The following is a 14,138-nucleotide window of genomic DNA, read 5'->3' on the forward strand; positions in this document are numbered from 1 at the left end:
AGTCGGCGCGGGGCCGGGAGTGTCGCGGCCCGCACCTGATCGCTTCCCTCGCTGCTGCGGAGCGTGCAGTCATGCCCGTGTCGGTTCACATGTTCCCCGGACAGGGAGATTTTCCCGTATCAGCGCTGTACCGGGCCGCCGCCCGGGACGGCACCCTGCGCCGCGCGCTGCGCGACGTCTACGAGGAGATCGACGCCACCGCCGTCCTCACCCCCACTCCCACGGACCCCGCCGCCGAGACCGCCGAAATCGCGGCCGCCGCCGCCCCGCCGCCCCCGCTGGCCGCCCTGCTGCTCGGCGAACACCCGCCCGGCGGACGGGAGTTGGCGCGGGGCCCGGTCGGCCTCCAGCAACTCGCCCACCACGGCGCGGCGGTGGCCTGGCAGCGGGTGCTGGCCGCCCGGTACGGGCCGCCGGACGCGCTGCTGGCCGTCAGCTTCGGCGAGCTCGCCGCGCTGACCGCCGCCGGCGCCTGGACGGTCGGGGCCGGGGCGGCCGCCGCGTACGGACTGGCCCGGGTGCTGGCCCGGGCGCCCGGCCGGCTGGCGCTGATCGGCTGCGGGGAGCGCCGGGCCGCCGAACTGGCCGCCCGGGCCGGCGGCGGACGGGTCGCGGTCGGCTGCGTCAACAGTCCGGGCGAGTGCGTGATCGGCGGCCCGCTGGAGCAACTGGCCGCCGTCGAACGGCTCGCCACCGGGCAGGGCGTCCAGGTCGCCCGGCTGCGGCTGCCGTTCGGCTCGCACCATCCCGAACTCGAAGCGCAGCGCGCCGAGTTCGAGGCGGTGCTGCGGGCCGGGCCGCCGATCGGCCCGCTCGCCGTGCCCGTCTACTCGGCGGTCGCCGGCCGCCGCTACACCCCGGGGGACGACCTCGCCGCCCGGGCCGCCGACTGCCTGGTCCGCCCGGCCCACCTGCCCCGGGTGCTGGCCCTGCTCGCCGCCCACGGCCACACCGACTACCGCGAGGCCGGCCCCGGCGGCGCGCTCACCCGCAACGCCGCCGACTGCCTGCGCGGCACCGGCGCCCGGGTGCACGGACAGCGGGCCGACGGACCGTCAACCCACCACCAGGAGAGGAGGGCCGGCATGGACGAGGCACCGGAGCGGGCCCTGGCGGAACTGCTGCACGGCCGCCACCACCCCGGCTACCTACCCCGCCTGCACCGCGCCCTGGCCCGGCACCCCTACCGGGTCGCCGAGGCGCCCGCCGAACGCGAGACCTACCTCTACCGCCGCCTGCGCGCCCTGCTGCGCGCCCTCCCGTCCGCCGCCGACCTGCACGCCGCCCCCGACGGCCTGGCCGCCGCGCTGGCCTGGGCCACCGTCGCCGACCCCCGGCTCGGGATGACGCTGATCACCCAGAACGTCCTCGGCCAGGGCTCCCTGCTGCGGCTGGCCGGCGACCCCAAGGACGTCGCCCCCGCACTCGACGCCGTCGACGCCGGCGAGCTGCGGATCGGCTACCTGGTCACCGAGGCCGGCCGGGCCGGCAGCCACCTCGGCGCCGGTACGGTCGCCGAATTCCGGCCGGAGCGAAGGGAGTTCGTGCTGCGCACCCCGGGGGAGGAGGACGCCAAGTTCGGTGGCGTCGCCCAGTACCCCGGACCGCGCGGCGCCGTGGTGATCGCCCGCGCCGTCGACGCGGCCGGCCGGGACGGCGGCGTGTTCGCCTTCCTGGTCAGGCTCGCCGACCACGACGGGCCCCGGCCCGGCGTCACGCTCTCCCCGCCCGTCCCGGTCGGCGCGCTCCCGCTCGGCTACCACCGGGTCCGCTTCGACGGCGTCCGGGTCCCCGAGGCGCACTGGCTGCGCGACGACGCCCGCCTCGACGAGCACGGCCGCCTGCACGACCCGCGCACCCCCGCCGACCGGCTGCGCCGCACCCTCGCCGTCGGCCAGGACCTGTGGGGCGTCCTGCCGACCGCGCTGGCCGCGCTCGCCCGGCAGGCCGCGGTGCTCGCCGTCCGGCACTCCCGCCACCGCGAGACCCGCGCCGCCCTCGCCCCCGGCACCCCGCTGCTCGCCCACCGCAGCCAGCAGCGCGCCCTGCTCGGCGCCCTCGCCGACGCCTTCGCGCTCAGCTGCGCCGCCGCCCGCGCCCGCGAACTGCTCGCCGCCACAAGGGAGTCCGGGGCGTCCGGGGCGTCCGACCCGGCCGGCGCCGAAGCCGGGTACGCGCCGTGGGCCGCCGTCAGCCGGCCGCTCTCCGCGTACAAGGCGCACTGCGCCGACGAGGCCGAACGGATCATCGCCGAGTGCCAGCGCCGCTGCGGCCACGCCGGGCTCGCCGAGGAGAACCGGCTGGCCGGCTACCACGGCTTCGCCCGCGCCTTCGACCCGGCCGGCGGCGACAGCCGGCTCATCCGCTACGACCTCGGCCGCGCCCTGCTGGACGACCCGCCCGCGAGCGGGCTCCCGCCGATCCCCGCGGACCTCGGCGACCCCGGCTGGTGGCCCGCCGTCCTGGCCCGGCACCAGCACGACCAGGCCGGCTGGCTGCGGCGGGCCACCGCCGAGCGGGCCGCCGCCGGCGCCACCCCCTTCGAGGTGTGGAACCCGCTGCTCGACCGGGCCGCCGACCTCGGCGCGACCTACGCCGCGCGGCTCGCCGCCGAGGACCTCGCCCGGGCGGTCGCGGCCCTCCCCCCGGAGAGCCCGGCGGCGGCCCTCGGCCGGCTCGCCGCGCTCCGCGCCGCCGACCGCGCGGCGGGCCCGCTGTTGCGCCACCGCACGCTCGCCCCGGGGGAGTTGGCGGGGCTGGAGAACGCGCTGGAACGCGGCTACGACGGCCTGCTGCCCCGGCTGGAGGAGGTCGAGGAGGTCTTCGCGTTCCCCGAGGAGATCGTCTAGGCGGAGGCAGGGCCCGCCCCGGACCAGGGCAAGGGCAGGGCAGAGCGAGGACAAGAGCAAGTACAAGGACAAGGAGAGGTGCGCAGACCGTGAACGCGGTGGGTGTGTGGGGCACCGGGCGGTACGTGCCGTCCCGGGTGCGGGGGAACGCGGAGGTCGCGGCGGCGGTCGGGGTGACCGCCGAGTGGATCGCGGAGCGGACCGGGGTGCTCCGCCGGCACGTCGCGGCGGCGGACCAGGCGACGTCGGACCTGGCGGCCGAGGCGGTGCGCCGGGCGCTGCGCTCGGCCGGGGTGGCGGCGGGGCAGATCGGGCTGCTGGTCTGCGCGACGTCGACGCCGGACGAGCTGGGGCCGGCCACCGCCTGCCGGGTGCAGGCGCTGGTGGGCGCGCGGAACGCGGTCGCGCTGGACGTGTCGGCGGCCTGCTCGGGCTGGCTGTTCGGGGCGAAGGTCGCGCACGACTGGCTGCGGGAGGCGGACGGGCCGATGCTCGCGGTGGTGGTCGGGGTGGAGGCGTACTCGAAGTTCCTCGACCCGGCCGACCGGGGCACCGCGGTGCTGTTCGCGGACGGCGCGGCGGCGACCGTGCTGGGGCCGGTGGAGCCGCCGGGCGGCCTGGGCGGGTTCCGGCTGGGATCGGACGGGACGCTCGCCGACCGGGTGCTGATCCCGGCCGGCGGCAGCCGGCGTCCGGCCAGCCGGGAGACCCTCGACCAGGGCGCGCACCGGATCCGGATGGACGGGCGGACGGTCAGCCGGTTCATCCGGGACGCGTTCCCGCGGATGCTGGCCCAGACCCTGGAGCGGCACGGCCTGACCGTCGACGACATCGACCACGTGATCACCCACCAGCCCAACCCCGTCCTGCTGCGCCGGCTCGCCGCCGAGGCGGGCCTCGCCGACCGGATGACCGTGGTCGGCGACACCGTGGGCAACATCGGCGCGGCCAGCGCCCCCTACGCGCTGGCGACCGCGCACGCCGAGGGGCGGCTGCAGCCCGGCGACCTGATCCTGCTGACCGTCTTCGGGGCCGGCATGACCTGGGGCAGCGCACTGCTGCGCTGGTCCGCGGCCCTGGAGGGAATCCGCATCGATGGGAAGGAAGAACCGTCATGAGCACCAGCACACTGCCGGGGGCGTTCCGGCTGGACGGGGCCCGCGCCCTGGTCACCGGGGCGTCGCGGGGCATCGGGCGGGCCTGCGCGCTGGCGCTGGCCGCCGCCGGGGCCGACGTGGCCCTGACCGCCCGGAGCGGGGCGGCGCTGCACGGCGCCGCCAAGGAGGCCGAGGAGCACGGGGTTCGGGCCGTGGCGCTGGCCGCCGACCTGGCCGGCCCGGGCGCGCCGAGCGACGTGGTGGACCGGGCGGCCGCCGCGCTCGGCGGGCTCGACGTCGTGCTGCACAACGCCGGGGTGCTGCCCACCGCGGCGGACGGCAGCCCCGTCCTGGTGCCGTTCCAGCACTCCACCCAGGAGGACTGGGAGTACGTCATCGCCCTCAACCTGAACGTCACCGCCGAGCTCTGCCGGGCCGCCCACCCGCACCTGGCGGCGTCCGGGCGGGCCTCGCTGATCCTGATGTCCTCGGCGTCCGGGGTGATGGGCACCCCGCTGCTGGACGCGTACGCCGCGACCAAGGCCGCGCAGATCTCGCTGGCCCGCAGCCTGGGCGTCGGCTGGGCCCGGGAGGGGATCCGGGTGAACGCGGTCTGCCCCGGCTGGATCACCACCGACATGACCGGCTTCGCCTCCGGCACCGAGGCGTTCTCGAACTGGCTGATGGCGCACGTCCCGCAGGGCCGCTGGGGCAGCCCCGAGGACGTCGCCGGGGCGGTGCTGTTCCTCGCCTCGCCCGCCTCCGCGCTGGTCACCGCCCAGGCCCTGGTGCTGGACGGCGGACTGAGCACCCCGGACGGCGGACTCGCGGCGATCCCCAAGCCGCCGTCCCCGTTCGCGGCCTGAGCGGCGGCCCCGGGATGAACCGCGCGGCCGTCGTCGGACTGGGCTCCTGCCTGCCCGCCCGCAGCGTCGACAACGAGCAGGTGATCGCCGAGGGAGCGCTCGACAGCAGCGACGAGTGGATCCGCCGGCGCACCGGCATCCACCGCCGACGGCGCGCCGCACCCGGCACCGCCACCGGCGACCTGGCCGCGCACGCCGCGGCCGCGGCCATCGAATCCGCCGACGCCGCACCGGACTTCGTGCTGCTCGCCACCACCACCCCCGACCACCCCTGCCCCGCCACCGCCCCCGCCGTCGCCCACCGGCTCGGCCTGCCGCACGTCCCCGCGTTCGACCTGGCCGCGGTCTGCTCCGGCTTCCTGTACGCGCTGGCCACCGCCGACGCCCTGGTCCGGGCCGGGGCCTGCCGCCGCCCGCTGGTGATCGGCGCCGACACCTACTCCACCATCGTCGACCCCGCCGACCGCGACACCGCCGCCCTGTTCGGCGACGGCGCCGGAGCCGTCCTGCTGGCCGCCGCCGAGGACGGCGCCCCCGGCACCCTGCGCGCCGCCGACCTGGGCAGCGACGGCGCCGGGTCCGGCCTGATCACCATCCCGGCCGGCGGCTCCCGGCACCCCGACCGGCAGCGCGCCGTCCCCGACGCGCACTGGTTCCGGATGCGCGGCCGCTCCGTCTACGGCGAGGCCGTCCGGCACCTCACCGACTCCGCCGCACGCGCGCTGGCCGGGGCCGGCTGGAAGACCGCCGACCTGGGCGCGTTCGTCGCCCACCAGGCCAACCAGCGGATCCTCGACTCGGTCGCCGACCGCCTCGGCCTGCCGCCCGCCGTCCGCTTCGGCAACCTGCGCGACCTCGGCAACACCGCCGCCGCGTCCATCCCGCTGGTGCTCGCCGACGACGGCCCGCAGCGCGCCGTCGCCCCCGGCACCCCCACCCTGCTCACCGCCTTCGGCGGCGGCCTGACCTGGGCGTCCGTCGCCCTCACCTGGCCCGCCGCCACCCCCGTCCGCCGCACCCTCGACTGACCCCAGGAGACCCCCGTGGACCGGATCACCGAACGCGTCGCCGCCGTCCTCGCCGACAAGTTCGACGTCCCCGCCGACCTGATCACCACCAGGGCGAGCTTCCAGGAGCTCGACCTCGACTCGCTGTCCGTCGTCGAGCTGTACGTCACCCTCCAGGAGGAGTGGGGCGTCCCGCTCGACGCCGAGGCCCCCGGCGCCGAGACCACCGTCGGCGAACTCGTCGACGAACTGCGCCAGGCGCTGGACGGGCGGGCGTCCTCCGGGGCGGCCCTGCCGCCGGACGGGAGCGGAACCGGTGACGACTGAGCGCACCGACCCCGCGCGGATCGTCGTCACCGGCACCGGGGCCGTCACCGCCGGCGGCGACACCCTCGACGCCACCTGGCGCACCCTCTGCGAGGGACGCGGCACCGCCCGGACCGACCCCGAACTGCTCGGCACCCCCGCACCGATCAGCTGCCGCCCGCCGCACCCCGAACAGGCCCCCGTCCGGCAGGCCTGGCGGCTCGACCGCTGCACCCGCTACCTGCTCACCGCCGCCCGCGAGGCCCTCGCCGAAGCCGGCCACCCGGCGTTCGGCGAACGGCCGCCCGACTGGGACCCGGCCCGGGTCGCCGTGGTGATCGGCTCCGCCGCCGGCGGCGTCGCCGTCCTCGAACACGCCCACCGCCGCCTGCTCGAACGCGGCCCCGACGCGCTCTCCCCGCTCACCCTCACCGGCTACCTGCCCAACCTCTCCGCCGCCGGCCACCTCGCCCTCGCGCTGCGCACCACCGGCCCCGCCCTGCACACCTCCACCGCCTGCGCCTCCGGCGCCAACGCCGTCGCGCACGCCGCGCTGCTGCTCGCCGCCGGCGCCTGCGACCTCGCGATCGCCGGCGGCACCGACGCGATGGCCACCCCGCTGTGCGCCGCCGCGTTCGCCAAGGCCGGCGCGCTCTCCCGGCGCACCGACCGGCCCGCCACCGCCTCCCGCCCCTTCGACCGGGACCGGGACGGCTTCGTGCTCGGCGAGGGCGCCGCCGTCCTGGTCCTGGAACGCGCCGCCGACGCCGCCGCCCGCCGCGCCCCCGCCCTGGCCCGGCTGGCCGGCTGGGCCACCACCTCCGACGCCCACCACCCCACCGCCCCCGACCCCGCGGGCCGCGGCCTGCGGGCGGCCGTCGCGCTCGCGCTGCGCGCCGCCGACGCCGGCCCCGACGAGGTCGGGCACGTCAACGCGCACGGCACCGGCACCCCGCTGGGCGACCGGGCCGAGGCCGCCGCGATCCGCGAACTCTTCGCCCGCACCCCGCCCAGCGTCACCTCCGCCAAGGGCGCGCTCGGCCACACCATGGGCGCGGCCGGCGCGATCGAGGCCGCGCTCACCGTCCGCACCCTGCGCACCGGCACCGTCCCGCCCACCGCCAACCACGACGCCCCCGGCCCCGACACGGCCGGCCTCGACCTGGTCACCGGCCACCCCCGCCGGGACGGCCCCCGGCTGGCGCTCAGCCACTCGATGGGCTTCGGCGGGCACAACACCGTGCTGGCGCTCCGCCGCTGAACACCCTTGCCGGGCACGGCGGGTGTGCCCGAGGATCGACCGCATGAGCGACCAGTACCCCGGCGCGCACCGGATGGCCGACGTCCCGCTGGCCGAGCTGTTCCCCGAACTGACCCCGGACGAGCGGCGGCGGATCACCGCCGCCGCCGACGCGGTCGACGCGCTGCGCCCCGCGACCGACGTCCGCCGGATCTGGCAGTGGTTCCCGGCGGGCCGCTCCTTCCTCACCGAGGTCTTCCTCGACCCGAACCGGGACGTCGAACTGCAGATCGAGGTCGGCCCGGTGGCGGACGGCCGACTGGCCTGCCACACCCAGGTCCAGGTCGGCTGCGCCTGCGAGCGGGACCACGGCGGCCACGTCGCCGACCCGGTCAGCACCGTGGTCGGCGACGGCCGTTCGCTCGCCGACGCCTTCGAACAGGGCGTCGCCCGGCTGCGGGCGGCGGCCGCGGCGTCCGCCGATCCCGGCCACTGGCGGTGCCGGGCCGGCGTGGCCTGACCCGCCGACCCCACCGCCGCCGCTACAGGCGGCGCGGGCCGGTGCCGTCCCCGGCGAGGGAGTCGCCCGGGTTCAGCAGGGCGCAGGCCCTCATCGACAGGCAGCCGCAGCCGATGCAGCCGGTCAGTTCCGCCTCCAGCCGTTCGATGGTCCGGCGGCGCTCCTCCAGCCGGCGCTTCCAGCCGCGCGAGGCGCGCTGCCACTCCTGGTGGCTGGGCGGCCGGTCGAGCGGGACGTCGGCGAACGCCTCGCGCAGGTCCTCCAGCGGGATGCCGATCCGCTTCGCGACCGAGATCAGCGCGATCCGGCGCAGCATGTGCCGCGGGTAGCGGCGCCGGCCGCGGCCGTCCCGCCCGGACGCGATCAGGCCGAACTCCTCGTAGAACCGCAGCGCGGACGCCGCCACCCCGGTCCGCGCGCCGACCTCGCCGATCGGCAGCCAGTCGTCCGCCGAGGGCTCCGCCGACTCGGCCGACGCTGCCGGCTCCGAGGGCTCCGCCGCCTGCGCCCCGCCCGGTTGACGGTCCGTCACCGCCGCCTCCCCCCTGGTCCGGATTGACCTCAACCTTACTTGAGGACCTACGGTCGGCCGTGCCAGAGCGGCGAGCGGTACCGAACCGGAGAGGACGGCGGCCCGATGACCTATGTGGTGGCCCTGCCCTGCGTGGACGTCAAGGACAGGGCGTGCACCGAGGAGTGCCCGGTGGACGGCATCTACGAGGGGCCGCGGATGCTCTACATCCACCCCGACGAGTGCATCGACTGCGGCGCCTGCGAGGTGGTCTGCCCGGTCGAGGCGATCCACTACGAGGACGACCTCCCGGCGGAGCTGCGGCCGTTCGCCGCCGCGAACGCCGAGTTCTGCGCCGAGCTGGGCATGCCGGGCGGCGCCAGCGCGTACGGCCCGGTCGGCCGGGACCACCCGCTGGTGGCGGCGCTGCCCCGGGCCTGAGCGGTACGGGCCCGAGCGGTGCGGGCCCGAGCGGCGCCGGTCGTCACCTGTTCGGGTGAACCGGCGGCGCGGTCGGGCCCGCCTCCGTCCGGCGGGCGTTGGAACAGGGCATGGACGAAGCCGCCACCACCCCCGACGCCCGGACGGACGCGCCTCCCTGCGTCTGGTGCGGGAAGCCCGCCGCCGAGGCCGGCAAGCGGGGCACCCGCCCCAAGTACTGCGGCCAGACCTGCCGGCAGCGCGCCTACGAGGCCCGCCGGGAGCGCCGCCGCACCGCCGCCGCGCTCGGCCTGCTCGCCGACTCCGACCCGGTCGAGCGGGCCGAGCACGCCGCCGCCGCGCTGGCCGACGCGGCCCGGGTCCTGCTGGAGATCGCCTGCACCCCGCCCGGCCTGCCGCACCCCGTGGCGCTCTCCGCCGCCGAGAGCACCGGCATCCTGGAGGCCCTGCTGCGGGTCACCACCGGCCGCCCCCCGACCGTCCCGGCCCGGACCACCGCGCCCTGAACGGCCGGTCGGGCGGCCCGGCTCAGCCGCCCGGCGGCCGGTCCGCGGCCTGGTCCGGGGCCTGGTCCGGGGCCTGGTCCGCGGCGCTCAGGCGGGCGACCAGCTCCCGTTTGAGCACCTTGCCGCTGGGGCCGAGCGGGAAGGCGTCCACGAACTCCACCCGGCGCGGGTACTTGTACGGCGCCATCCGCTCCCGGCTCCAGGCGACGATCCCGGCGCCGAGGTCGGGGCCCGGCGCGGTGCCGGGGCGGACCCGGACCACCGCGCACACCTCCTCGCCGAGGACGGGGTGGGGGAGTCCGACGACGGCCGCCTGGGCGATCGCCGGGTGGCGGGCCAGCACGTCCTCCACCTCGCGGGGGTAGACGTTGTAGCCGCCGCGCAGCACCACGTCCTTCTTGCGGTCGACGACGGACAGGTAGCCCTCGTCGTCCTTGACGCCGAGGTCGCCCGAGCGGAACCAGCCGTCCACGATGGCCTCGGCGGTCGCCTCCGGCCGGTTCAGGTAGCCGGCCATCACGTTGTGGCCCCGGATGACGATCTCCCCGGTCTCGCCGGCGGGCAGCAGCTCGATCCGGTCCGCCACCTCCGCCCGGGCGATCTCGACCTCGACGCCCCAGATCGGCCGGCCGACGGTGCCGGGTCTGAGCGGCCACGCCCGCTGGTTGTAGGCGACGACGGGGGAGGTCTCGGTCAGTCCGTAGCCTTCGAGGACCGGGCAGCCGAACGTCTCCCGGAACGCGTCCAGGACCGCCACCGGCAGCGCGGCCCCGCCGGAGAACGCGCGGTCGAGCGCGGGCCTGCGCGGGTCGGCGCGGGCCGCGTCGAGCAGGGCCGTGTACATCGTCGGGACGCCCATGAACACGGTGCAGCCCTCCCGCAGCATGAGGTCCAGCGCGCCCGGTCCGTCGAAGCGCGGCATCAGGACCAGGGTCGCCCCCGCCCGGAAGCAGGTGTTCATGCCGCAGATCTGGCCGAAGGTGTGGAACAGGGGCAGGCAGCCGAGCAGGACGTCCTGCTCGGTGAAGTCGAACGGCGACAGCATGGTCGTGTCGACGTTCATCACCACGTTGAGGTGGGTGAGCAGGGCGCCCTTGGGCCGGCCGGTGGTGCCGGAGGTGTAGAGGACCAGCGCGACGTCCCCGGGATCGCGCGGCACCAGCCGGTCGATCGGGGCGCTCCGCGCCGCGAGCACGTCCAGCCGCCGGGCGGCGGCGCCCGCGCCCTCCCCGTCCTCCGTGCCTTCTTCTTCCATGACGGTGAGCAGCGGGGTGCCGACCGCCGCCGCCGCCCGGCCGCCCTCGGCCAGCAGCGGGGCGGCGCAGATCAGTGCCACCGCCCCGGAGTCCCGCAGGACGTAGGCGATCTCGTCCGCCCGGAGCAGGGCGTGGACCGGGACCGCGACCGCGCCGAGCGCGAGCACTCCGAAGTAGGCCAGCGGGAAGTGCGGGGTGCTGGGCAGCAGCAGCGCCACCTTGTCGTCGGGGCCGACGCCCCGCGCGCGCAGCACCGCCGCGTACCGCCGCGCGCCGTCCCACAGCTCGCGGTAGGTGGTCCGGCGGGTGCCGGAGACGAGCGCCGGGTGGTCCGGCCGGCGCAGCGCGGACTCGGCGAGGATGGCCGCCACGGAGAGGGTCACCGGGGCCTCACCCGTCGGCTTCCGCGGCCAGCCGGGCCTTGTCCGGCTTGCCGACGCCGGTGAGCGGCAGCGCGTCGCGGACGCTGATCCGGGCGGGGACGTGCTTGGGCGAGACGGCGGCCCGGACGTGCTCCGCCAGTTCGCCGGGGCCGGCCGTGCCCCCCTCGCGCAGCACCACGGCGGCGTGCAGGTACTCGATCCGGTCCCGGTCCCGGACGCAGAAGGCGGCGGCCTGCACCACGTCGGGGTGCGCCAGCAGGGCGTTCTCCACCGTCACCGGGTGGATCTTGATGCCGTTGGTCTTGACCACCTCGCCGATCCGGCCGCGCAGGTGGAGGTAGCCGTCGCCGTCGACGAAGCCGAGGTCGCCGGTGTGCACCCAGCCGTCCCGCACGGTCCGGGCGGTGAGCTCGGGCTCGGCCACGTACGCGCTCATCGTGAAGGGCGACCGGACGCAGACCTCGCCGGTCTCGCCGGGCGGCAGGTCGCGGTGGTCGTCCGGATCGGCGATCCGCACCCAGTCCGGCATCGGGCGGCCGACCGTGGCCCGCAGCCGGGGGTCGAGGTGCTCGGCGGGCGAGAGCATGCTGACGAAGCCCGCCTCGCTGGTCGCGTACACCTGGAGCAGCACGTCGCCGAAGACCTTGACCGCCTCGGCCAGCCGCTCGGGGGACGCGGGGGAGCCCAGGTAGGTGACCATCTGGAGGCTGGACAGGTCGGTCGAGGCCAGCTCCGGGTGGTCCATCAGCAGGTACAGCTGGGGCGGGGAGAGCAGCATCCGGGTGATCCGGTGCCGGGCGACGGCGCGCAGCGCCTCGCCCGGGTCGAAGCCGTCCAGCAGGACCACCGAGCCGCCGGACGCGAGCGAGTCGTCGGCGGTGGCGCCGCTGGAGTGGCTGAGCGGGAGGAAGGCCAGGTAGACGGACCGCCAGCGCATCTGCAGCCCGGCCGAGATGAACCCGTTGCGGGCCCGGAAGTCGAAGGCGATGCCCTTCGGCTCGCCGGTCGTCCCGCTCGTGTAGGTCACCACCGCGGGCCGGTCGGGCGGGATCCGGATGTCGGCCGGGTCCAGCGCGTCCGGGTCCCCGGTGGTCAGGTCCAGGACGTCGGGGCCGAGGTCGCCGAGGGCGACCAGGACGAGCGGGGCGCCCAGCCGCTCGCGCAGCTCGCGGGCGGTCGCGAGGTTCTCCGCGTCGACGGCCAGGTGCGTCGCGCCGGTCTCCCGGAGGATCTTGAGCTTGGCGCCGGCGGCCAGCGGGTCCGCCGGGTCGACCGCGTTGGTGGTGTGCAGGTGGACCACCGTGGCCCCGACCAGGTTCGCGGCGTACCGCAGGACCAGGGTCGGGGCGGTGTTGGTGACGGTCAGGACGGCGACCACCGCCCCGGCGCCGTCCCCGCCGTCCCCGCCGACCTGCCGGTGCAGGGTTTGGGCGGCCGACCGGACCAGGGCGGTCAGCTCCGCCGCGGTCAGCGTCCGGTCGCGCCAGGAGAGGACCACTCTCTCCGGTTCCGCGGAGAGCACCCCGAGGATCTGGCTGACATATGTTTCGTCCGACGGCATGGGAAACTCCAGTGGTGCCGCTCCGAGGAATTTCCGCACACCCTACAGTGCGCCCATCGGATTCACCAGGGTCGTGAATCGCTAGGGCAGGAGAATGGCGGGGTTCCCGATTGTCGCATTCCGCGCCATCGAAGTGATATTCCGTCCTGGGACAATTCCCTCTGCCGGTCCGGGCCCCGAACCGGCGCAGTCTTCGGAGAAAAGGGTCGGCATGAACCAATACCTGGAGATCTTCTCGCGGCGCATGCGTGAAGGGGGATCCCCGAAGGCGGAGCGGGAGTTCCTGGAGATCAGCCGGATCGCCGGGAAATTCCCGGCGGCCCGCAGCCCGCTGGGCGGCGCCGCCGCCGAGGTCAGCGTGTGGTGCAGCAACGACTACCTGGGGATGGGCCAGCACCCGCTGGTCCTGGCGGCCACCCGGGAGGCCCTCGACGAGCACGGCGCGGGCTCAGGCGGCTCCCGGAACATCGGCGGCACCAACCACTACCACGTGCTGCTGGAGCGCGAACTGGCGGACCTGCACGGCAAGGCGGACGCCCTCCTCTTCAGCTCCGGCTACACCGCCAACGACGGGGCCCTCACCGTCCTGGCCGGCCGGCCGGGGGACTGCGTGGTCTTCTCCGACGAGATGAACCACGCCTCGATCATCGACGGACTCCGCCACAGCGGCGCCGAGAAGCGGATATTCCGGCACAACGACACGGCGCACCTGGAGGAATTGCTCTCCGCCGCCGACCCCGACCGCCCGAAGATGATCGTCATGGAATCGGTCTACTCGATGGCGGGTGACGTCGCCCCGCTCGCCGAGATCGCCCGGATCGCCCGGAAGTACGGCGCGATGACCTTCCTGGACGAGGTCCACGCGGTCGGGATGTACGGGCCGGAAGGCGCCGGAATCGCCGCCAGTCTGGGCATCGCCGACCAGTTCACCGTCATCATGGGAACGCTCGCCAAGGGATTCGGCACCACCGGCGGATACATCGCGGGCCCCGCCGAGCTGGTCGACGCGGTGCGCGGCCTCTCCCGCTCCTTCATCTTCACCACCGCCCTGCCCCCGGCGGTGGTGGCGGGCGCGCTCGCCGCCGTCCGGCACCTGCGCGGCTCGGAGGAGGAGCGCGACCGGCTGCACGCCAACGCGCGGCTGACCCACCGGCTGCTCACCGAGCGCGGCATCCCCTTCGTCTCCGACGGCTCCCACATCGTCTCGATCTTCGTCGGGGACGACGCGCTCGCCCAGCGGGTCTCCGCCCTGCTGCTGGAGCGCCACGGCATCTACGTGCAGGCGATCAACGCGCCGAGCGTCCGCGCCGGGCAGGAGATCCTCCGCAGCGCGCCCGGCGCCGTCCACCAGCCCGCGCAGATCGAGGGGTTCGTCGAGGCCCTGGACGGGATCTGGCGGGAGCTGGGCGTGCCGCGGGCCCGGGAACCGCGACCGGCCGGCTGAACCGGCGCGCCGAACCGGCGCGCCCGGCTGAACCGGCGCGCCCGGCCCGCTCCCCGCTTGTTCCCGCGCCGTCCCCGCGTCGTGTCGCGGCCTGCGCTATCGGGCCGCTATGCGACGCGGGAAAGATCGACGTCGCAGGCCGGACGGCGGT

Annotated in this window: 13 protein-coding genes; 10 read left to right on the top strand and 3 right to left on the bottom strand. The window is 76.5% G+C overall.

Going from position 1 to position 14,138, the window contains the following annotated elements:
* Nucleotides 1–71: 71 nt before the first annotated feature.
* The 7 genes from KSE_RS39150 to KSE_RS42520 all read left to right on the top strand — a co-directional run bounded on the left by KSE_RS39150 (nt 72) and on the right by KSE_RS42520 (nt 7,885).
* On the top strand, nt 72–2,849 hold the full coding sequence (locus KSE_RS39150; protein WP_014140377.1) for an acyl-CoA dehydrogenase family protein: 2,778 nt from the start codon (nt 72–74) through the stop codon (nt 2,847–2,849).
* A gap of 89 nt (nt 2,850–2,938) precedes the next feature.
* Entirely contained in the window at nt 2,939–3,967 is a 1,029-nt protein-coding gene (locus KSE_RS36260) for a 3-oxoacyl-ACP synthase III family protein (RefSeq protein WP_014140378.1), read from the top strand.
* Nucleotides 3,964–4,812, top strand: coding sequence for an SDR family NAD(P)-dependent oxidoreductase (locus KSE_RS36265; RefSeq protein WP_014140379.1), 849 nt, complete (start codon nt 3,964–3,966; stop codon nt 4,810–4,812). Before KSE_RS36260 ends, KSE_RS36265 begins: the two co-directional genes overlap by 4 nt.
* On the top strand, nt 4,809–5,840 hold the full coding sequence (locus KSE_RS36270; protein WP_407927479.1) for a beta-ketoacyl-ACP synthase 3: 1,032 nt from the start codon (nt 4,809–4,811) through the stop codon (nt 5,838–5,840). Before KSE_RS36265 ends, KSE_RS36270 begins: the two co-directional genes overlap by 4 nt.
* A gap of 15 nt (nt 5,841–5,855) precedes the next feature.
* Nucleotides 5,856–6,146, top strand: a complete 291-nt coding sequence (locus tag KSE_RS36275) for an acyl carrier protein (protein ID WP_014140381.1) — start codon at nt 5,856–5,858, stop codon at nt 6,144–6,146.
* The gene (locus KSE_RS36280; RefSeq protein ID WP_014140382.1) at nt 6,136–7,386 is read left to right on the top strand and encodes a beta-ketoacyl-[acyl-carrier-protein] synthase family protein; all 1,251 of its coding nucleotides are present in this window, start codon (nt 6,136–6,138) and stop codon (nt 7,384–7,386) included. The genes KSE_RS36275 and KSE_RS36280 overlap by 11 nt, the downstream gene beginning before the upstream one ends.
* Before the next feature lie 43 nt (nt 7,387–7,429).
* Entirely contained in the window at nt 7,430–7,885 is a 456-nt protein-coding gene (locus tag KSE_RS42520; RefSeq protein ID WP_014140383.1) for a hypothetical protein, read from the top strand.
* 22 nt (nt 7,886–7,907) lie between these two features.
* Here the strand turns inward: KSE_RS42520 and soxR are convergent, their stop codons facing one another.
* Nucleotides 7,908–8,417, bottom strand: coding sequence for a redox-sensitive transcriptional activator SoxR (gene soxR, locus KSE_RS36290; protein WP_014140384.1), 510 nt, complete (start codon nt 8,415–8,417; stop codon nt 7,908–7,910).
* A 105-nt stretch (nt 8,418–8,522) separates the two neighbouring features.
* Here soxR and fdxA point away from each other — a divergent pair, with 105 nt between their 5' ends.
* Both fdxA and KSE_RS36300 read left to right on the top strand, forming a co-directional pair.
* A complete protein-coding gene (fdxA, locus tag KSE_RS36295) occupies nt 8,523–8,837 on the top strand; it encodes a ferredoxin (RefSeq protein WP_014140385.1) in 315 nt (104 codons plus the stop codon).
* A gap of 110 nt (nt 8,838–8,947) precedes the next feature.
* Entirely contained in the window at nt 8,948–9,343 is a 396-nt protein-coding gene (locus KSE_RS36300; RefSeq protein ID WP_014140386.1) for a hypothetical protein, read from the top strand.
* Between the two features lie 22 nt (nt 9,344–9,365).
* Here KSE_RS36300 and KSE_RS36305 read toward each other — a convergent pair whose 3' ends face one another.
* On the bottom strand, nt 9,366–10,982 hold the full coding sequence (locus tag KSE_RS36305; protein ID WP_014140387.1) for a long-chain-fatty-acid--CoA ligase: 1,617 nt from the start codon (nt 10,980–10,982) through the stop codon (nt 9,366–9,368).
* Nucleotides 10,983–10,989: 7 nt separating this feature from the next.
* Nucleotides 10,990–12,543 (bottom strand): AMP-binding protein, encoded by a 1,554-nt coding sequence (locus tag KSE_RS36310; protein ID WP_014140388.1) that lies wholly within the window; start codon nt 12,541–12,543, stop codon nt 10,990–10,992.
* 211 nt (nt 12,544–12,754) lie between these two features.
* On the opposite strand from KSE_RS36310, the gene hemA reads away from it, so the two are divergent.
* Nucleotides 12,755–13,987 (top strand): 5-aminolevulinate synthase, encoded by a 1,233-nt coding sequence (gene hemA, locus KSE_RS36315; RefSeq protein WP_014140389.1) that lies wholly within the window; start codon nt 12,755–12,757, stop codon nt 13,985–13,987.
* Nucleotides 13,988–14,138: the final 151 nt, after the last annotated feature.

The sequence above is a fragment of the Kitasatospora setae KM-6054 genome (assembly GCF_000269985.1).
GTDB classification, from domain to species: Bacteria; Actinomycetota; Actinomycetes; order Streptomycetales; family Streptomycetaceae; genus Kitasatospora; species Kitasatospora setae.

Coding starts and splice junctions, on each gene's coding strand:
- hemA (WP_014140389.1), top strand. CDS start 12,755: ATGAACCAATACCTGGAGATCTTCTCGCGGCGCATGCGTGAAGGGGGA.
- KSE_RS36300 (WP_014140386.1), top strand. CDS start 8,948: ATGGACGAAGCCGCCACCACCCCCGACGCCCGGACGGACGCGCCTCCC.
- KSE_RS42520 (WP_014140383.1), top strand. CDS start 7,430: ATGAGCGACCAGTACCCCGGCGCGCACCGGATGGCCGACGTCCCGCTG.
- KSE_RS39150 (WP_014140377.1), top strand. CDS start 72: ATGCCCGTGTCGGTTCACATGTTCCCCGGACAGGGAGATTTTCCCGTA.
- KSE_RS36265 (WP_014140379.1), top strand. CDS start 3,964: ATGAGCACCAGCACACTGCCGGGGGCGTTCCGGCTGGACGGGGCCCGC.
- KSE_RS36310 (WP_014140388.1), bottom strand. CDS start 12,543: ATGCCGTCGGACGAAACATATGTCAGCCAGATCCTCGGGGTGCTCTCC.
- fdxA (WP_014140385.1), top strand. CDS start 8,523: ATGACCTATGTGGTGGCCCTGCCCTGCGTGGACGTCAAGGACAGGGCG.